Genomic DNA, 17,593 nt, shown 5'->3' on the forward strand with positions numbered 1-17,593 from the left:
CGATGCTCAGGCGTCGCCCAAATAAGTCTTGATCGTCTCAATGAATTTCGGAACGGAGATCGGCTTCGAGACATATGCCTCGCAGCCGCCCTGGCGAATCCGTTCCTCGTCGCCCTTCATGGCGAAAGCGGTGACTGCAATGACCGGGATCGCATGCAGTTCATCATCTTCTTTCAGCCATTTGGTGACTTCGAGACCGGACACTTCCGGAAGCTGAATATCCATAAGAATAAGATCGGGGCGGTGCTTGCGTGCAAGATCAAGCGCTTCCATACCGTTGCGGGTCTGGATCGTAGTATAACCCGAGGCCTCGATGAGGTCCCGAAAGAGCTTCATGTTGAGCTCGTTATCTTCTACAATCATTACCTGTTTGGGCATGACAAGCTGTCCCTACGTCCGCTCTTGAAGCCAGATGTCCCATGACAAGACATCAGCTGACAAATGGCTCCATGAAACCGATAGTGCAAGCTACCGGTATTTGGTTGAAAAAAAGGTAACTCGACCGCCGCAATGCAAAGCAATTTCAAGACTTCGAAACAACTTGCGGCGGCAGCCGATCCGCAAGAAACGGCTATCGCCGTCCTCGGTTGGCTGGCAAACGATCCGGATCTCTTCGGCCGCTTCCTGGCGCTGACCGGCGTCGAGCCGAGCCAAGTGCGCAACGCTATCAACGATTCCGGCTTTCTCGGCGGCATGCTGGATTTCCTCATGAACCACGAGCCGACCGCGATCGCCTTCTGTGAGGCGACAGGCACGACGCCGGAAGCGCTGACGGCTGCATGGCGCCACTTCTCTCCACCCGGCCTCGATTCCGGAGAATACTGATCGTGAACGACAGCGCCGAACTCGGCATCTCGCATATCCGGCTCGGCGACAGGCCGCTCATCGTCTGCGACGTCGATGATGTCGTACTGCAATTCATCGATCCCTTTCAGTTGTATCTGCAGAGCCTCGGCCACGAATTCCTGCCGCGCTCCTTTCATCTTCACGGCAATATCGTCTCGCTGGCCGACGGGCAGGTGCTTGAGGATCAGCACGTCAGCCGGCTGATCGCGGAATTCTTCGAGGCCCAGGAGAGCTGGCAGACACCCTTCGATCCGGTCGTGTCCATCCTTGAGCAGCTGTCCAGGAATGCCGACATCCTGTTCCTCACCGCGATGCCGCCGCAGTTTTCCGCCCACCGCCGCCGCCTGCTCGATAGCACCGGCCTAGCGTTCCCGATGCTTGCCAGCGAACAGCCGAAGGGACCGGTCGTGCAGGCGTTGCACGGCGGCCGCGACCTTCCAGTCGTCTTCATCGATGATATGGCGCACAACCTGCGTTCGGTGAAGGAGCATGTAGAGGATTGCCTGCTCATCCACCTCATGCCGGATTCACCCGTGCACCGTTTTGCGCCACCTGCCTCCGAGGACATCGCGCGAGCGCGAGACTGGGCGCATGCGGCCGAGCTGATCGACCGGCATCTTGCGGCAGACTCCATCAAACGTGCAAGTCCAGCCGCATAAGCGGCCGGCCATCCTTACGCCGCGCAATCGTCTCAAAACCGGCAGCGTCAAAGATCGCTGTCGAGCCGATGCAGAGCGTCACCGATTTCGACTGCTTCACATGGTCGATGGGACAGGCATCCAGCAGGCGTGCGCCCTCGCGGCGGGCGTATTCGACCGCGCCGGCAAGCATCCGGTGGCTCAAGCCCTTTCCGCGTAGCTTCGGCAGCAGGAAGAAACAGCTGATCGCCCAGATCGAGGGATCATGCGCATCACCTTCATCGACGGGCCGCGAAACTGTGCGCGACGAATTGAACTGGGGCACGTCATGACGCGGCCCGACCTGTACCCAGGCGACCGGCTCTCCTTCAGAATAGCAAAGAATGCCGGGCGGCGGCCCGGCCGCAATGCGCTCCTGCATATGGGCCCTACGCTCAGCGGGCTCCATCCTGGTGCGGACGGCATGCGGAAGGCGCAGCGCGACGCACCAGCAATTATAGAAGGCGCCCTGCGGGCCGAACAGCGTCTCGAAGTCGCCCCAGCGTTCGGCCGTGACAGGCTCGAAACGAAAATCGATATCCACGGCCAAGCTCTCCTCCCTCTCTTGAGACTCAAAAGCTTAGGGCGTAATGTTCCGATGTTCAACCTTTGTTCCCGCCATGGCGCCTGCATCTGACAAGACACCCGGCTTCTGTCGCGACTGCCTTGCCGAGCAGAAGGGAGAGGTGCGCCGTTGCCATGCCTGCGGCAGTCCCCGTCTTGTGCGCCACAAGGAGCTCTATGACCTGACGCTCGCGCATATCGATTGTGATGCTTTCTATGCGGCCGTGGAGAAGCGCGACAACCCGGAGCTCGCCGACAAGCCGGTGATCATCGGCGGCGGAAAGCGCGGTGTCGTCTCCACCGCCTGCTACATCGCCCGCATTCACGGTGTTCGCTCGGCCATGCCGATGTTCAAGGCGCTGGAAGCCTGTCCGCAGGCGATCGTCATCCCTCCCGACATGGAGAAATATGTAAAGGTCGGCCGGGAGGTCCGCGCGCTGATGCAGGAACTGACGCCGCTCGTTCAGCCGCTCTCCATCGACGAAGCCTTCCTGGAGCTAGGCGGTACCGAACGCCTGCATCATGATCCGCCCTCACGCACGCTGGCGAAGTTCGCCCGCCGAGTCGAAAAGGAGATCGGCATCACCGTCTCGGTCGGGCTCTCCTATTGCAAGTTCCTCGCCAAAGTCGCCTCCGATCTGCAGAAGCCGCGTGGCTTTTCCGTCATCGGGCGGGAGGAAGCCGTAGAGTTCCTGGCACCTCGTCCGGTGACGACCATCTGGGGCGTCGGCAAGGCCCTCGCGGCGACGCTCGAAGCTGATGGTATTCGCATAATCGGTCAGTTGCAGGGGATGGAAGAGAACGACCTGATGCGCCGCTATGGCAGTATCGGCCAGCGCCTCTCCCGTCTGTCTCGTGGCATCGACGACCGCGAGGTGCATATCAACGATCCCGCCAAGAGCGTTTCAGCCGAAACCACCTTCTTCGACGATATTTCGCGTTACGACGATCTCGTGCCGATCCTGCGCAATCTCTCCGAGAAAGTCTCCTGGCGGCTGAAGAAAAGCGGCATTGCCGGGCAGACGGTCGTACTGAAGATGAAAACGGCCGATTTCAAATCGCGTACCCGCAACCGCCGCCTGGAAGATCCGACTCAGCTTGCCGACAAGATCTTCCGAACCGGGGTCGAGCTTCTGGAAAAGGAAACGGACGGTACGAAATTCCGTTTGATCGGTATCGGCGTAACGGATCTCGGCGATGCCGGCCGCGCCGATCCGCCCGACCTCATCGACCATCAATCCGGCCGGCGCGCCGCGGCGGAAGCCGCCATGGACAAACTGCGTGACAAGTTTGGCAAAGGCACGGTCGAAACCGGCTATACGTTCGGCGGCAAGGGCAACCGGTAGCCCTTTGCTTCAGGCCGGCACAGTCTCCGCTTCCAGCAACGCGGCATTGCAATTCTTTACCGCCTGATCATGCCATGCTCGAATATTCCACGATCTTGTGATCGCCGCGCGATCGCCCATTCAAGCCTTCGTTAAACTTCGCGTGCTTAACTCCAGGCGTTTTTGTGCATGTGGTGTATTGCGTCATGTCTGTGCGTGTAAGCGTCCTTATCGGGTTGCTGTCGGCAACCGCTCTCGTTCATCCGGCATATGCGGCCGATCCACGCACGCTGCAGATATTCGTCTCCAAGGATAAGCAGTCGCTCGCCGTCTATGATGGCGCGGAGATCGTCGCGACCTCCAAGATATCGAGCGGCAAGGACGGGCATACCACTCCGAGCGGCATCTTCTCCGTCATCGAGAAGCAGAAGTACCACGAATCCAATATCTATTCGAATGCGCCGATGCCCTTCATGCAGCGGCTGACATGGTCCGGCATCGCACTGCACGAATCCAATTCCGTGCCGCGTTATCCGGCCTCGCATGGCTGCGTGCGCATGCCCGGCGGTTTCGCAAAATCGCTCTACAAGATGACCGAGATGGGCGTGCCCGTCATCATCACCGGCAGCGAGCTGACGCCCGAGCCAATCGATCATCCGACACTTTTCCGACCGGATCGGCCCGAGCCGGCGCCGCTGCTTTCCGACGTGGAGCTACGCCCAGCCATCGGCTATGCGAAGACGCAGGTGCAGGTTGCCATGAACGAGACGACGGTGGCCCTGCCGATACCGCTGATCCAGGCACCGGCACCCGCTGCGGAAACCTCGCCCATCAGCATGCTAATCACGCGCCGCACACAGCGTGAAAATGTCACGGACATCCAGACCCTCCTGAACCAGCTCGGCTTTGCCGCCGGCGAGCCTGACGGGCTGGCTGGCCCTGCGACCGTTCAGGCCATCAACGCCTTCAAGGCGCTCCGGCCGAAGGAATTCGCCCGTGATAAGGGCTTCATCACCGACGCTCTGATTAGAGAAGTTTACGCCGCGGCAGGTAAAGGCGAACCACCAAACGGCGTCATCATGGTGCGCCAGGATTTCAAGCCGCTTTTCGAGGCGCCCGTTACGATTACCGATCCCGGCCTCGCGCTTGGTACACATTTCTTCTCGCTGCATGCCGTCGACGAGGCGGCCGGCACGGCCGACTGGCTGGGCGTGACGCTAGAAAACAACCTGTCCCGTGAGGCGATGAAGCGGCTGGGCATTACCAATCAGGAAAGTTCCATTATCAGCGGCCGTCCCATCGCGACGGCGCTCAGTCGCATCTCGATATCAGAGGACGTTCGTCACCGGATCGACGCGCTGATCTCGCCCGGCTCGACGCTGACGATCTCGGATATGGGCCTTGGTCCCGAGACTACCGAAGGCACCGAATTCATCACGATCACCCGCGAAAGCTGACCTACCAGAGCTTCTCGCTGGCGCGTTCGTCGTAGTCTCGGCGAGCGGCGATGATCTTTGTCTGGTTCGCCTCCGTCCAGGCAACGAGCGCCTTGATCGTATCATGCAGCGTGCAGCCGAGCTCCGTCAGTGCGTAATCGACCCTCGGCGGCACCACTGGATAGACCGTCCGCACGATCAGCCCGTCGCGCTCGAGCTGGCGCAATGTCGTCGTCAGCATTCGTTGGCTGATGCCGTCGATGCTCTTGCGCAATTCGGTGAAACGCAGGGTGCGCTTTTCCAGCAGGGCAATGACCAGTAGCGACCATTTGTCGGCGATGCGATCGAGTATCTGGCGCACCTCGCACTCCTCCCGCGCATCCCACTGGTGGATGTCGTAGTCGCGGTCGGTGCTGCAGCAGTCACTCGGTGAGTTTGAAGTGCCTTCTTCCATGGGTTCGAACCATGCCTTATGTCAGACCTGGTTACAATAGGGAACCGAAGATCAATATGTAACCATTCTCGCTCTTCCCTACTTCATGGACAAGGAAATCATGATGTCTACAAGTCCTCCTCTGGCAGCGGATAGCGGAAGAATGAGCCTCGGTGCCGCCGGCATGCTCGCCGTTCTTTGCGGTGCGATCTTTCTCGAAGGCGTCGATGCGGCCATGCTCAACATCGCCCTGCCCTCGATCCGAGCCGAACTCGGCCTTTCGACCACAACTCTGAGCGCTGTGGTTTCGGCCTATGTTCTTGCCTATGCCGGCCTGATGCTACTTGGCGGGCGAGTCGCCGATATCTACGGCAAACGCAAGGTCTTCCTGACGGCGCTCACGGTGTTCCTGCTTTTCTCCGGGCTCGGCGGTTTTGCGACCGAAGGCTGGATGCTGCTGACGGCCCGCTTCGTGACCGGCGCGGCGGCCGCCTTCATGACGCCAGCCGGCCTCGCCCTCATTAACGGCAGCTTTCCCGAAGGACCGCAGCGCAATAGGGCGGTGCTCATCTATGCCGGCACCGCTTCCGCCGGCTTTTCGCTCGGTCTCGTCATCGGCGGGCTTTTGGCCGCCGTGGGCTGGCGCTGGGTGTTCTTCGCGCCCGTCATCTTCTCCGCCATCCTGCTTCTCATCGGCATGAAGCTGATCGTGGAGAAGAAGGAGAAGGACGCCCCACGTCAGAAATTCGACATCGCGGGCGCGGGAACGCTGACCGGCGCCATGCTGCTTGCCGCCTATACACTGACGCGACTGGAGCATGCGACCAACAATCTGAATTGGACGATTGCGGCGGCAGGGGCGAGCGTAGCGCTCTGGCTTGCTTTCATTCTTATCGAGCGCAATTCACGTGCGCCGCTGGTGCGCCTCGGGATATTCCGGTCGTCAGAACTGGTGCAATCGAACCTCGGAGCAATGCTTTTTACCGGCGCCTTCTTCGGCTTCCAGTTCATCGTCTCGCTGTACCTGCAGGAATTGCTCGGCTGGTCGTCCTTCCAAACCAGCCTCGCACTGATCGTCATTGGCATGGACGCCATTCTTGCCCCGCTGCTGACGCCCTTGCTCGTCGAACGCTTCGGGAATGGACGCGTAGTCCTCGGCGGCTTTGCTTTCGCTATCGCCGGCTACGCGCTCTTCCTGGGCATGGGCCTCGACTGGACCTATGCGGCCATGCTGCCGTCAATGGTGTTGCTCGGCCTCGCCTTCTCGCTCGGCTATGGACCGCTGACAATCATCGCGACCGAGGGTATTGCCGAAGACGAACAGGGGCTGGCAAGCGGCCTAGTGAACACCTCGTTCCAGTTCGGCGCAGCCTTGGGCCTGTCAGCCGTCAGCGCCGTTAGCACGCTTGCTCTCGGTGATGGCGACAGCCCGTCCGAACGGCTGGAAGCGCTACGGGCCGCCCTGATGGTGCCGGTCGGAGCGACGCTGATCGGCATGGCCATCATGGGCTTCGGCAGAGGCCGCTGTAAGGACGCCTCGTGCCGGCTGCAGGCCGGCTGAAAAGAAGGGCAACCGGGTTCGTCCCGGTTGCCCTGTTCGTCAGACGAGTTCGACGTCGACAACGCCGGGAGCCGCGCGCAGGGCGGCGGCGATCTCGGGTGTGATCCGGTACTTATCCTGCAAGACCACCTCGACTTCCCGCTTGCCTTCCTCCTTGATGACGATGAAGGAAACGAGGCCGTCACCCCTGGCGTTCAGATGCGCCGCGACGGCGCGCAGAGGACCGGAATCGCGGACGTAGACGCGTAGCGCCTTCTGCATCTGCAGCGATTTTTCTTCCAGCGACTGGATGGTCTGCAGACGCAGACTGACACCTTCCGGCCGCTCTTCGCCAATAGCGGTAATGACGAAGGATTTTCCAGGCTCCAGCACATCACGATACTGGTTCAGCATTTCCGAGAAGAGCACGGATTCGTACTGGCCTGAGGAATCGGAGAAGACGATGATGCCCATCTTGTTGCCAGTACGCGTCTTGCGCTCCTGCTTGGAAATCACCGTGCCTGCCAGTCGCCCGTTTGCCGCGCCCTGCTTCACGGCGGCGGAGAAATCGGCGAAGGTCTGCACACGCATCTTCTGGAGGATGTTGTTGTAGCTGTCGAGGGGATGGGCGGTCAGGTAAAAGCCCAGCACCTGGAACTCCTTGAGCAGGCGCTCGGAGGCAAGCCAGGGCGAGAACGGCGGCAGGGCGATCTTTTCCGGACCAGAGGACAACGCCCCGCCGAAAATATCCGACTGACCGCTCAGCTTGTTTTCCTGGGCACGCTGTGCATAGCCGAGCACGCGATCGAGGCCAGCGGAAAGCTGGGCGCGATCGAGATTGAAGCAATCGAAGGCGCCGGCATAGATCAGGCTTTCCAATACGCGGCGGTTGACCTGACGCGGATCGATGCGCAGGCAAAAATCCTCGATACTGGCGAAGGGCTTGTCGCCGCGCACTTCAACGATGTGATCGACGGCGGATTCGCCGACACCCTTGATGGCCGCAAGCGCGTAATAGATGCGGTTGTCGCCAGTCTCGAAATGGCGGAAAGAGGTCTGAACGGAGGGCGCAATGACTTCGATGCCGAGACGCTTGGCATCCTGCCGGAAGTCGTTGACCTTTTCTGTGTTCGACATATCGAGCGTCATCGAGGCGGCCAAGAATTCGACCGGATAATGCGCCTTCATGTAGGCCGTCTGGTAAGAGACGATCGCATAGGCCGCCGCATGCGACTTGTTGAAGCCGTAGTTTGCGAACTTTGCGAGCAGTTCGAAGATGTTATCGGCCTGCGGCTTCGAGACGCCGTTCTTGACCGCGCCATCGACGAAGCGCTCGCGCTGCTGGTCCATTTCCGCCTTGATCTTCTTACCCATGGCGCGACGCAGAAGATCGGCTTCGCCGAGCGAATAGCCCGACAGGACCTGGGCGATCTGCATCACCTGTTCCTGGTAAACGATAACGCCCTGCGTTTCCTTGAGCAGGTGGTCGATCATCGGATGGATCGATTCCAGCTCTTCGTCGCCATGCTTGCGCGCGTTGTAAGTCGGGATGTTCTCCATCGGGCCTGGACGATAAAGAGCCACGAGCGCGATAATGTCCTCGATGCAGTCCGGTTTCATGCCGATCAGCGCCTTGCGCATGCCGGCACTTTCAACTTGGAACACACCGACGGTCTCGCCGCGCGAGAGCATCTCATAGGTCTTCTTATCGTCGAGCGGGATCTTGGCGAGATCCACTTCGATGCCGCGCTTCTTGCAGAAGTCAACGGCGACCTTCAACACGGTCAGCGTCTTCAGGCCGAGGAAGTCGAACTTCACCAGGCCGGCCTGCTCCACCCATTTCATGTTGAACTGGGTGACCGGCATGTCGGAACGCGGATCGCGATACATCGGCACCAGCTTTGACAGCGGGCGGTCGCCGATCACGATGCCGGCGGCGTGGGTCGAGGCGTGACGATAGAGGCCTTCGATCTTCTGGGCAATATCAAGCAGACGCGCGACAACCGGTTCCTTGGCTGCTTCTTCCTGCAGCTTCGGCTCCTCCTCGATCGCCTTGGAGAGCGGCGTCGGGTTTGCCGGGTTGTTCGGCACCAGCTTGCAGATCTTGTCGACCTGACCATAGGGCATTTCCAACACGCGGCCGACGTCACGCAGTGCGGCGCGCGCCTGCAGCGAACCGAAGGTGATGATCTGCGCCACCTGCTCGCGCCCATATTTGCGCTGCACGTAACGGATCACCTCTTCGCGGCGATCCTGGCAGAAGTCGATATCGAAGTCCGGCATCGAGACGCGTTCCGGATTGAGGAAGCGTTCGAAGAGCAGCGAGAAGCGCAACGGATCGACGTCGGTGATGGTCAGTGCATAGGCGACCAGCGAGCCTGCGCCCGAACCGCGGCCAGGGCCGACGGGGATATCGTGCTGCTTGGCCCATTTGATGAAATCCGAAACGATCAGGAAGTAACCTGGGAACTTCATGCGCTCGATGACGCTGAGCTCGAATTCCAGCCGCTCGCGATAATCCTTCTCCTCGTAGCCGGCCGACATGCCGAGCGTGGCCAAACGCATGTCGAGCCCCTCCTGCGCCTGGCGGCGAAGTTCGAGCGCCTCGGCGCGTTCGGCCTCCTCAGGATCGGCGGTGGCGCCGGTGAAGCGCGGCAGGATCGGCTTGCGCGTCTTCAGTACGAAGGAGCAGCGCCGGGCGATCTCAACCGTATTCTCCAGTGCCTCAGGCAGATCGGCGAAGAGCTTTTCCATTTCGGCGCGGCTCTTCAGATAATGATCCGGCGAGAGGCGGAAACGGCTGTCGTCAGAGATGATGGCGTTGTGCGCTACAGCCATCAGTGCATCATGCGCGTCGTAATCATCACGCGTCAGGAAGAAGGCTTCGTTGGTGGCGACCAGCGGCAGGTCGTGCTTATAGGCAAGACCGATAATCTTCTGTTCGTGCCGCTTGTCATAGGTGCCGTGGCGCTGCAGCTCGACATAGAGTCGGTCGCCGAAGATGCGTTTCAGCGTCAGCAGCCGTGTCTCTGCCTGTGCGGCATGGCCGTCCTTGAGCGGCATATCGATGGGGCCGGTCGCAGCCCCCGTCAGGGCGATCAGACCGTCCGTACCGACCTCATCCAGCCAGGAGGAACGGATATGGATGGTCGAGTTGCCTTCGCCGCCGAGATAGGCGCGGCTGACAAGATCGACCAGCCGCTCGTAACCTGCGTCGGTGGCGGACAGAAGCACGATGGAAGGCAGCTTGACCAGCGCCTGCTGACCTCCCCGTTTTTCGGTTTCGAGGCCGTCTTCCATATCGATCGATACTTGGCAGCCGATGATCGGCTGCAGGCCCTCGTCCATCGCTTTCTGGGAAAACTCCAGGGCGACGAAGAGATTGTTGGTATCGGTAATAGCAATCGCCGGCTGCCCGTCGCCGGCTGCCTTGTAGAGGATCTTTTTGAGAGGCAGCGCGCCTTCGAGCAGCGAATAGGCGGAATGGACCCTCAGATGAACGAAGCCCGGCTTTCCGCCGATCGCACCTTGTTCCGCATCCGCCATGATATGCCTTTCAGATCACCTCAATGAAGAGCGCGTATTGTCGGCATTGAAGGCGATTCTGTCCAGAAAAAGTCCCGCTTCGGGACCGCATGGCTGCCATGCGATCCCCTGAATTCTTACATTGCCATGACGATCAGCGAGAAGCTCGCAATGAACATTGCGATGGAGGTGAATGCTGCGATATCACGGATCATGTCAGTCATTTGGCTCTCCTTTGCTCTTATGTTTTTAATTTGTTCCATGTATGTTCTGTTGTCAACAGGATTCCACCCCGCTTCTGCGGGGCATGGTTAACGTCGGAGTTGAGGAACGATGGACGTGCTGGAACTCAATAGCTTCATTGTCGAAGCCAAATCGCAGACATATGTCGCCGGTGCGAAGGCGCAGCCTTCCTATCGGATCGGCGCCCACGATCTTAGCTACAAGCGTGGTATCTGGCGCTATCTCGACAGCTATTTCGGCGGCACGGACTTTGCCGGCCAGGAAGTGGTGTGGCTAGAGGAAAAGCCGGTCTGGGCGATGAATTATTTCGGGAGGATCATTGAACCCGAGATCATCGATGCCGCTATCGCCGGCACCATCATTCGCGCCGCGCTGTCACAGCTCTACAGTCAGGGCCGTTTTCTCGGCGGCATGGTATTCGATCATGCGCTCGGACGTTACGTCGATACGAGCGATGGCGACTGCGCGCATTTCCGTGGACACGAATTCATCCTCGTGAATGATCGCAAGGCTTACGAGCTCGATTATCGCGGCGGGTTCATCGTCGCCTGACGATCAGAAATCCACGACCTTGCCGTCGGAAATCGTGACACGCCGGTCCATGCGCCCGGCGAGCTCATGGTTGTGCGTGGCGATCAGCGCAGCAAGACCGGACTGCCGTACCAGCGCTTCCAGCGCGTCGAAGACGTAGCTTGCGGTTTCCGGGTCGAGATTGCCGGTCGGCTCGTCGGCGAGAAGAAGGCTCGGCGCATTGGCGACGGCACGTGCGATCGCCACACGTTGCTGCTCACCGCCGGAGAGTTCGGCCGGGCGATGCGTGCCGCGATGGCCGATGCGCATATAATCCAGAAGCATCTTTGCCCGTTCGCCCGCCTCTTTCCAGGAGAGGCCGGCGATGAGCTGCGGCATCATGATGTTCTCCTGGGCCGAGAATTCCGGCAGCAGGTGATGGAACTGGTAGACGAAGCCAATCTCGCTGCGGCGGATCGCCGTGCGCTTTTCATCAGAGAGACCATCACAGGGGCGGCCGTTGATCGTCACCTCGCCGCCATCGGGATGTTCCAGCAGGCCGGCGACATGCAGCAGCGTCGACTTGCCTGTGCCGGAGGGGGCAACCAGCGCGACCATCTCACCGCTCGTCAGCGAAAAATCCGCACCCTTGAGGATGGTCAGCAGCGTTTCGCCCTGCCCGTAATGGCGCTCGACGCCCGAAAGCTTGAGAACGACGTTGCGTTTCATGAATGCGGCATTCCTTGGATTTGGCCTTGGATCGTGCATGACCTTGGATCCCGGCCTATTCGTAACGAAGGGCCTGGACGGGGTCGAGGCGGGAGGCGCGCCAGGCAGGGAAGATCGTCGCGATGAAGGAGAGCGTCAGCGCCATGACGACGACGGAAACCGTTTCGCTGATATCCATTTCGGCCGGCAGCTGGCTCAGGAAATAGAGCTGCGGGTCGAAGAGCACCGTGCCCGATACCCAGGAGAAGAACTGCCGGATCGACTCGATGTTGACGCAGACGAGAACGCCGAGCAGGACGCCGGCAATCGTGCCGACAATGCCGATTGCGGCCCCCGTCATAAAGAAGATGCGCATGATGGCGCCGGCGCTTGCACCCATGGTGCGCAGGATGGCGATATCGCTGCCCTTGTCCTTCACCAGCATGATGAGGCCGGAGATGATGTTGAGCGCTGCGACGAGCACGATCAGCGTCAGGATCATGAACATGACGTTGCGCTCCACTTCCAGGGCGGAGAAGAAGGTCTGGTTTCGCTGGCGCCAGTCGGTAATGAGGATCTGTCTGCCGGCCGCCTCTTCGACCTTGGGCTTGAGATTGTCGATGTCATCAGGGTTATTGACGAAGAGTTCGATCGACTGCACTAGTCCGTCGGCATTGAAATAGAGCTGTGATTCCTCGAGCGGCATGTAGATGATCGAGGAATCGTATTCTGACATACCGATCTTGAAGAGGCCGGAAATCTTGTAGGATTTGATGCGCGGATTGACACCCATCGGCGTCACATCACCTTCCGGTGACGTCAGTGTAATCAGGTCACCGACGCGCAATCCGAGCTGGTCGGCCATGCCCGTGCCAACGAGAACTCCGTCGCCCGCGGCAAAGCCTACCATATCGCCGGACTTGATGTTGTCGGAGACCGTCTTGAGCTTGCTCAGATCTTCGGCACGCGTGCCGCGCACCAGAGCACCGGTGCTGCCACCCGTCTGCGAAGAAGCAAGGACTTGGCCTTCCACCAGGGGCAGCGCCATCTTGATGCCGGGTACGGCTTCGAATTTCTTCACGAGATCGGCGTAATCAGTGAAGGGACCATCGACCGGCTGGATGATCATGTGGCCGTTGATGCCGAGGATGCGAGAGACGAGCTCCGTGCGAAACCCGTTCATCACGGCCATGACGATGATCAGCGTCGCGACACCCAGCATGATACCGACGAAGGAAAAGCCGGCAATGACCGAGATGAAGGCCTCCTTGCGGCGGGCGCGCAGATAGCGCCACGCCACGAGGCGTTCGAAGGTGGAGAATGGCTTGCCAGCCGGACCCAAGCCGGATTTTGAACTCCGGTCCACTGCTGCCTCTGCCATTTCGCCTCCGTCTTTCTTAAGCCACGAACCTATTGATCGCCGCCTCGATGGTCATCGTTTCACGGGCGCCGGTCTTGCGGTCCTTCACTTCCACTTCGCCGTTCGCGACTGCGCGCGGACCGGCAATGATCTGATACGGCACGCCGATCAGGTCGGCGGTCGCAAACTTGGTACCGGCGCGATCGTCCGTGTCGTCATAGAGCACATCCTTACCCGCCTTGGTCAGCGCTGCGTAGATCAGCTCGCAGGTATCGTCGCAGGCCTCGTCGCCAGCCTTCATGTTGATCACAACGACATCGAAGGGCGCAACGGACTCCGGCCAGATGATTCCGTTCTCATCATGCGATGCTTCGATGATGGCGGGAACAAGGCGCGTCGGCCCGATCCCGTAGGAACCCATGTGAACAAAATGTTCCTTACCGTCAGGACCCTGCACCTTAGCGCCCATCGGCTCGGAATATTTCGTACCGAAGTAGAAAATATGGCCGACTTCGATGCCGCGCGCAGAAAGACGCTCGCTTTCCGGAATGGCGTTGAAGGCTGCCTCGTCGTGCATCTCAGAAGTCGCTGCATAGAGCGACGTCCACTTGTCGAAGATCGACTTCAGGCCTTCAACGCTGTCGAAATCCGTGTTCTCCGAGGGAATGTCGAAATCGACGAAATCCTTATGGCAGAAAACTTCGGACTCGCCGGTCTCGGCAAGGATGATGAACTCGTGGCTGAGATTGCCGCCGATCGGGCCGGTATCGGCGCGCATCGGGATAGCACGCAGGCCGAGACGATCGAAGGTGCGCAGGTAGGCGGTGAACATCTTGTTGTAGGAATGCTCAGCGCCTTCGCGCGTCAGGTCGAAGGAATAGGCGTCCTTCATCATGAATTCGCGCGAACGCATGGTGCCGAAGCGCGGACGGATCTCGTCACGGAACTTCAGCTGAATATGATAGAGATTGAGCGGCAGATCCTTATAGGACTTGACGGAGGAACGGAAAATATCCGTCACCATTTCCTCGTTGGTCGGACCATAGAGCATCGGGCGGTCCTGACGATCCTTGATGCGAAGCATCTCTTTGCCGTAGGCGTCGTAACGGCCGCTCTCCTGCCAGAGCTCGGCAGACTGCAGCGTCGGCATCAGAAGCTCGATGGCGCCTGCGCGGTTCTGCTCTTCGCGGATGATATTGTTGACCTTGTCCAGCACCTTTTTGCCCAGCGGCAGCCAGGAATAGATGCCCTGCGACTGCTGACGTATCATGCCGGCGCGCAGCATCAGCCGGTGGGAGACGATTTCCGCCTCCTTGGGATTTTCCTTGAGGATGGGCACGAAGAAGCGGGACAGACGCATGGCGGATTCCGGTACAGTTGAGACGCCGCTTATACCCAAGCGGAATCGACGGTCTTTGTTAAAGATGAGAGCGTTCATAGCCGCTTCGCGGCAGGAAGGAAACCCGCGACCGGCGCGAGTGGCCTCCCGCAGACGCATGTTAGCGCCCATAAATTCAGAAAGCGCGAAAAAGCGCGTATTTATAAGGACTTGTAGGCAAATCTTGTCAACAGAAAAATTTTGCGCGAGTGTAGCAAAAATGCAAAAAAAGCTGATGACAAAGCACAATCTTTGAGCTAGTTTTAGCTCACAAAACAGGCAAGAAGGCTAAATTCTTGCCGAATTCGCGGTCAAGTCTTGGGAGGATCAGATCTTAGGCGCGCTCGTCGCTGCCCCGGCAACGGTTAAGGATCACGCGATACTTAAAACAAGGCTTTTAGCCTTGTTTTTTTTTGCTTTTTCGGCTCTCACTGCCCCTGAAAAACAAGCCGCCCTTCCCCTAGGTAAGCCCGCATTCCGTTAGGCAAGCTCTTTGCCTCACTTGCATGACGTGCGTATGACAAGTTTTTTCGGGGTTGCATTTACATCTGCTCAAAGTTCGAGCAAAAGCCATTCCTAATAGAAGCTAGGCCCTATTTGTGGAAGTGCGTCGAAGCCGAGACCGAAATAGGTAGAGCCGACATACCAGATCCCGTAGATGGCGCCTGAGATCAGTGTCGTCAGCGAGAAGACGAAGACCGGACGGAAGCGGGTCGGCGCGCTAGGCACGGTGCCAAGCACGATATCATTGTCATCCGCCTGAGTGCGCAGGCCGATCGGCAGGACCGCAAAAAGCGTGATCCACCAGATGATGAAATAGACTGCGAATCCCTGGAGGAAGGCCTGAAACATGTTGGTTCCCGTCGTATAGCGCCTTGGCGCTTCGTTTGCGTGCTTATAAGCGGGAATGACGGCCAATTCAAAGGCCGTGGACAATTTAGGTCACTCTGCCGCAGCGATCAGACCTGCTCCAGCTCGATGAGCGTACCGAAGAAGTCCTTGGGATGAAGGAAAAGCACCGGCTTGCCATGGGCACCGATTTTCGGCTCGTCGTTACCAAGGATCCTTGCTCCATCTGCCGCCAGTCTATCGCGGGCGGCTAGGATATCGTCCACCTCGTAGCAGATGTGGTGCATGCCGCCGGAAGGATTTTTCTCGAGGAAGGCGGCAATCGGCGAGGCGTCGCCGAGCGGTTCCAGCAATTCCACTTTGGTGTTCGGCAGTTCGACGAAGACGACCGTCACGCCATGTTCCGGCAGTGCCTGCGGCGCGGAAACCTTGGCACCCAACGTACCACGATAGCTTGCAGCGGCAGCGGCAAGATCCGGCACTGCGATAGCGATGTGGTTCACCCGGCCAAGCATCGGTCAGACCCTGGTGACGAAAACGGTGACGACGGGCTTCTTGCCCCAGGCATGATTTGCAGCGGCACGCACGGCGCGGCGAACGGCCTCCTGCACCATGTCGATATCCTTGCGGCGGGCACGTGGAATGCTTTCGATCGCGCCGATTGCGGCATCGAACAGAGCATCTTCCATATCCTCGCCCTCATCGTCATAGGCAGGCAGTCCGATGGCCACGAGATCAGGCTCGCCTATGATGTCGTAGCGGCTGTCGAGCACGATGCTGGCGGCGACGTGGCCGACATAGGCAAGCTTCTTGCGCTCACCGATCCCCATCTCATCAAAGTCGCCGATCAGCGACCCATCCTTGTAGATGCGGCCGTGCGGGGCCTCGTCGATCACCTCGGCAGGACCGGGCGCCAAGCGCAGCACATCGCCATTGCGCACACGCGGCACCATCGGGATGCCGGACTGTTCGGCAAGTTCCTTGTGTGCCGTCAGGTGCGTCGCCTCGCCGTGCACAGGCACAACGATCTTCGGGCGCGTCCACTCATACATCTTCTGCAATTCATTGCGGCGCGGATGGCCGGAGACATGCACCAGCGCCTCGGAATCGGTGATCACATGGACGCCTTGCTCCACCAGTCCGTTCTTGATGTCCTGGATCGCCTTCTCATTGCCGGGAATGGCGCGCGAGGAGAAGACGACAATATCGCCGGCGGCAAAGGCCACGTTGCGCATCTCATCGCGGGAAAGCTTGGCAAGGGCGGCGCGCGGCTCGCCCTGGCTGCCGGTCAGAATGACAACGACCTTGTCGCGCGGAATAAAGCCGTAATCCTCTTCGGAAATGAACGGCTTTATGCCCTCCATCAAGCCGATGTCCTGAGCAACATCGCACACGCGCTTCAGCGAGCTGCCGAGCAGCAGGACGTCGCGGCCAGCCGCTTCGGCGGCTTCGGCGATGGTACGGATACGGCCGACATTCGAGGAGAAGGTGGTGATCGCCACGCGACCTTCGGCATCTTCGATGATCTTGCGCAGGCTCTCCGAGACATCCTTCTCCGAGGGCGACACACCGTCGCGCAGCGCATTGGTGGAATCGCAGAGAAGCGCCAGCACCCCTTCATCACCGAGCTGACGGAAACGTATCTCGTCTGTCAGCGGCCCGAGCGACGGTTCGTGATCGATCTTCCAGTCGCCGGTGTGGATGACATTGCCGAGCGGTGTGCGGATCATCAGCGACATCGGCTCGGGGATCGAATGATTGACGGCCACACCCTCAATGCTGAAAGGGCCGGCATTGATCGTATCGCCCGCCTTGAAGATGGTCACCGGCACCTCGCCGATCGCATCCTTCTCGAAATTGCGCTTGGCTTCCAGGAGCCCAGCCGTAAAGGGCGAGGCATAGACCGGCACATTGAGGCCCGGCCAGAGATCGGCGAGAGCGCCGTAGTGATCCTCATGGGCGTGGGTGATGATGATCGCCTTGAGGTTCTTGCGCTCATTGGCGAGGAAGCGGATGTCCGGCAAGACGAGATCCACGCCCGGCAGATCCGGCCCCGGAAAAGTGACGCCGCAGTCCACCATGATCCACTGGCGATGATCGGAAGGACCGAAACCGTACAGTGCGAGGTTCATGCCGATCTCGCCGACGCCGCCCAGAGGCAGGAATACCAGTTCGTCCTGTTTCGCCATAATGTTTGTT

The 17,593-nt window shown here is 59.5% G+C and carries 16 protein-coding genes; 6 read left to right on the forward strand and 10 right to left on the reverse strand.

Going from position 1 to position 17,593, the window contains the following annotated elements:
* Positions 1-6: 6 nt before the first annotated feature.
* Entirely contained in the window at positions 7-378 is a 372-nt protein-coding gene (locus FHX08_RS09650; RefSeq protein ID WP_132651208.1) for a response regulator, read from the reverse strand.
* Positions 379-510: 132 nt separating this feature from the next.
* Here FHX08_RS09650 and FHX08_RS09655 point away from each other — a divergent pair, with 132 nt between their 5' ends.
* Both FHX08_RS09655 and FHX08_RS09660 read left to right on the forward strand, forming a co-directional pair.
* The gene (locus FHX08_RS09655) at positions 511-825 is read left to right on the forward strand and encodes a DUF3572 domain-containing protein (protein ID WP_132651207.1); all 315 of its coding nucleotides are present in this window, start codon (positions 511-513) and stop codon (positions 823-825) included.
* A complete protein-coding gene (locus tag FHX08_RS09660) occupies positions 780-1,505 on the forward strand; it encodes a hypothetical protein (protein ID WP_246698293.1) in 726 nt (241 codons plus the stop codon). Before FHX08_RS09655 ends, FHX08_RS09660 begins: the two co-directional genes overlap by 46 nt.
* Here FHX08_RS09660 and FHX08_RS09665 read toward each other — a convergent pair.
* Positions 1,480-2,067: a GNAT family N-acetyltransferase gene (locus FHX08_RS09665; protein ID WP_132651205.1), complete on the reverse strand. Its 588-nt coding sequence runs from the start codon at positions 2,065-2,067 to the stop codon at positions 1,480-1,482. The genes FHX08_RS09660 and FHX08_RS09665 overlap by 26 nt on opposite strands.
* Before the next feature lie 76 nt (positions 2,068-2,143).
* Here FHX08_RS09665 and FHX08_RS09670 point away from each other — a divergent pair, with 76 nt between their 5' ends.
* On the forward strand, positions 2,144-3,433 hold the full coding sequence (locus tag FHX08_RS09670; protein WP_132651204.1) for a DNA polymerase IV: 1,290 nt from the start codon (positions 2,144-2,146) through the stop codon (positions 3,431-3,433).
* A gap of 185 nt (positions 3,434-3,618) precedes the next feature.
* Positions 3,619-4,869, forward strand: coding sequence for a L,D-transpeptidase family protein (locus tag FHX08_RS09675; RefSeq protein WP_184327095.1), 1,251 nt, complete (start codon positions 3,619-3,621; stop codon positions 4,867-4,869).
* Between the two features lies 1 nt (position 4,870).
* Here the strand turns inward: FHX08_RS09675 and FHX08_RS09680 are convergent, their stop codons facing one another.
* Positions 4,871-5,302 (reverse strand): helix-turn-helix domain-containing protein, encoded by a 432-nt coding sequence (locus FHX08_RS09680; protein WP_132651202.1) that lies wholly within the window; start codon positions 5,300-5,302, stop codon positions 4,871-4,873.
* Positions 5,303-5,444: 142 nt separating this feature from the next.
* On the opposite strand from FHX08_RS09680, the gene FHX08_RS09685 reads away from it, so the two are divergent.
* The gene (locus tag FHX08_RS09685; RefSeq protein ID WP_245508201.1) at positions 5,445-6,842 is read left to right on the forward strand and encodes an MFS transporter; all 1,398 of its coding nucleotides are present in this window, start codon (positions 5,445-5,447) and stop codon (positions 6,840-6,842) included.
* Positions 6,843-6,881: 39 nt separating this feature from the next.
* Here the strand turns inward: FHX08_RS09685 and dnaE are convergent, their stop codons facing one another.
* A complete protein-coding gene (dnaE, locus tag FHX08_RS09690) occupies positions 6,882-10,367 on the reverse strand; it encodes a DNA polymerase III subunit alpha (protein WP_184327096.1) in 3,486 nt (1,161 codons plus the stop codon).
* Positions 10,368-10,679: 312 nt separating this feature from the next.
* Between dnaE and FHX08_RS09695 the strand changes: the two genes are divergently transcribed.
* Positions 10,680-11,141, forward strand: a complete 462-nt coding sequence (locus FHX08_RS09695) for a DUF5680 domain-containing protein (protein ID WP_132651200.1) — start codon at positions 10,680-10,682, stop codon at positions 11,139-11,141.
* A 3-nt stretch (positions 11,142-11,144) separates the two neighbouring features.
* Here FHX08_RS09695 and FHX08_RS09700 read toward each other — a convergent pair whose 3' ends face one another.
* From FHX08_RS09700 to FHX08_RS09725, 6 genes are all read right to left on the reverse strand, one after another.
* Positions 11,145-11,828 (reverse strand): ABC transporter ATP-binding protein, encoded by a 684-nt coding sequence (locus FHX08_RS09700; protein WP_132651199.1) that lies wholly within the window; start codon positions 11,826-11,828, stop codon positions 11,145-11,147.
* Positions 11,829-11,883: 55 nt separating this feature from the next.
* The gene (locus FHX08_RS09705; protein WP_132651198.1) at positions 11,884-13,188 is read right to left on the reverse strand and encodes a lipoprotein-releasing ABC transporter permease subunit; all 1,305 of its coding nucleotides are present in this window, start codon (positions 13,186-13,188) and stop codon (positions 11,884-11,886) included.
* A 16-nt stretch (positions 13,189-13,204) separates the two neighbouring features.
* Positions 13,205-14,527, reverse strand: coding sequence for a proline--tRNA ligase (gene proS, locus FHX08_RS09710; protein ID WP_132651197.1), 1,323 nt, complete (start codon positions 14,525-14,527; stop codon positions 13,205-13,207).
* Between the two features lie 594 nt (positions 14,528-15,121).
* Complete coding sequence (locus tag FHX08_RS09715) at positions 15,122-15,397, reverse strand: DUF1467 family protein (protein ID WP_132651196.1); 276 nt, start codon at positions 15,395-15,397, stop codon at positions 15,122-15,124.
* Between the two features lie 107 nt (positions 15,398-15,504).
* Positions 15,505-15,909, reverse strand: a complete 405-nt coding sequence (mce, locus tag FHX08_RS09720) for a methylmalonyl-CoA epimerase (RefSeq protein ID WP_132651195.1) — start codon at positions 15,907-15,909, stop codon at positions 15,505-15,507.
* Between the two features lie 3 nt (positions 15,910-15,912).
* Complete coding sequence (locus tag FHX08_RS09725; protein WP_184327097.1) at positions 15,913-17,583, reverse strand: ribonuclease J; 1,671 nt, start codon at positions 17,581-17,583, stop codon at positions 15,913-15,915.
* Positions 17,584-17,593 lie beyond the last annotated feature (10 nt).

The sequence above is a fragment of the Rhizobium sp. BK529 genome (genome assembly GCF_014194105.1).
In the GTDB taxonomy this organism is placed as follows: domain Bacteria; phylum Pseudomonadota; class Alphaproteobacteria; order Rhizobiales; family Rhizobiaceae; genus Rhizobium.

What these genes read in the sequence shown, in the direction of transcription:
- FHX08_RS09650 (WP_132651208.1), bottom strand. Translation starts at nt 378, where the DNA reads ATGCCCAAACAGGTAATGATTGTAGAAGATAACGAGCTCAACATGAAG.
- FHX08_RS09655 (WP_132651207.1), top strand. Translation starts at nt 511, where the DNA reads ATGCAAAGCAATTTCAAGACTTCGAAACAACTTGCGGCGGCAGCCGAT.
- FHX08_RS09660 (WP_246698293.1), top strand. Translation starts at nt 780, where the DNA reads ATGGCGCCACTTCTCTCCACCCGGCCTCGATTCCGGAGAATACTGATC.
- FHX08_RS09670 (WP_132651204.1), top strand. Translation starts at nt 2,144, where the DNA reads ATGGCGCCTGCATCTGACAAGACACCCGGCTTCTGTCGCGACTGCCTT.
- FHX08_RS09675 (WP_184327095.1), top strand. Translation starts at nt 3,619, where the DNA reads ATGTCTGTGCGTGTAAGCGTCCTTATCGGGTTGCTGTCGGCAACCGCT.
- FHX08_RS09680 (WP_132651202.1), bottom strand. Translation starts at nt 5,302, where the DNA reads ATGGAAGAAGGCACTTCAAACTCACCGAGTGACTGCTGCAGCACCGAC.
- FHX08_RS09685 (WP_245508201.1), top strand. Translation starts at nt 5,445, where the DNA reads ATGAGCCTCGGTGCCGCCGGCATGCTCGCCGTTCTTTGCGGTGCGATC.
- dnaE (WP_184327096.1), bottom strand. Translation starts at nt 10,367, where the DNA reads ATGGCGGATGCGGAACAAGGTGCGATCGGCGGAAAGCCGGGCTTCGTT.
- FHX08_RS09695 (WP_132651200.1), top strand. Translation starts at nt 10,680, where the DNA reads ATGGACGTGCTGGAACTCAATAGCTTCATTGTCGAAGCCAAATCGCAG.
- FHX08_RS09700 (WP_132651199.1), bottom strand. Translation starts at nt 11,828, where the DNA reads ATGAAACGCAACGTCGTTCTCAAGCTTTCGGGCGTCGAGCGCCATTAC.
- FHX08_RS09705 (WP_132651198.1), bottom strand. Translation starts at nt 13,188, where the DNA reads ATGGCAGAGGCAGCAGTGGACCGGAGTTCAAAATCCGGCTTGGGTCCG.
- proS (WP_132651197.1), bottom strand. Translation starts at nt 14,527, where the DNA reads ATGCGTCTGTCCCGCTTCTTCGTGCCCATCCTCAAGGAAAATCCCAAG.
- FHX08_RS09715 (WP_132651196.1), bottom strand. Translation starts at nt 15,397, where the DNA reads ATGTTTCAGGCCTTCCTCCAGGGATTCGCAGTCTATTTCATCATCTGG.
- mce (WP_132651195.1), bottom strand. Translation starts at nt 15,909, where the DNA reads ATGCTTGGCCGGGTGAACCACATCGCTATCGCAGTGCCGGATCTTGCC.
- FHX08_RS09725 (WP_184327097.1), bottom strand. Translation starts at nt 17,583, where the DNA reads ATGGCGAAACAGGACGAACTGGTATTCCTGCCTCTGGGCGGCGTCGGC.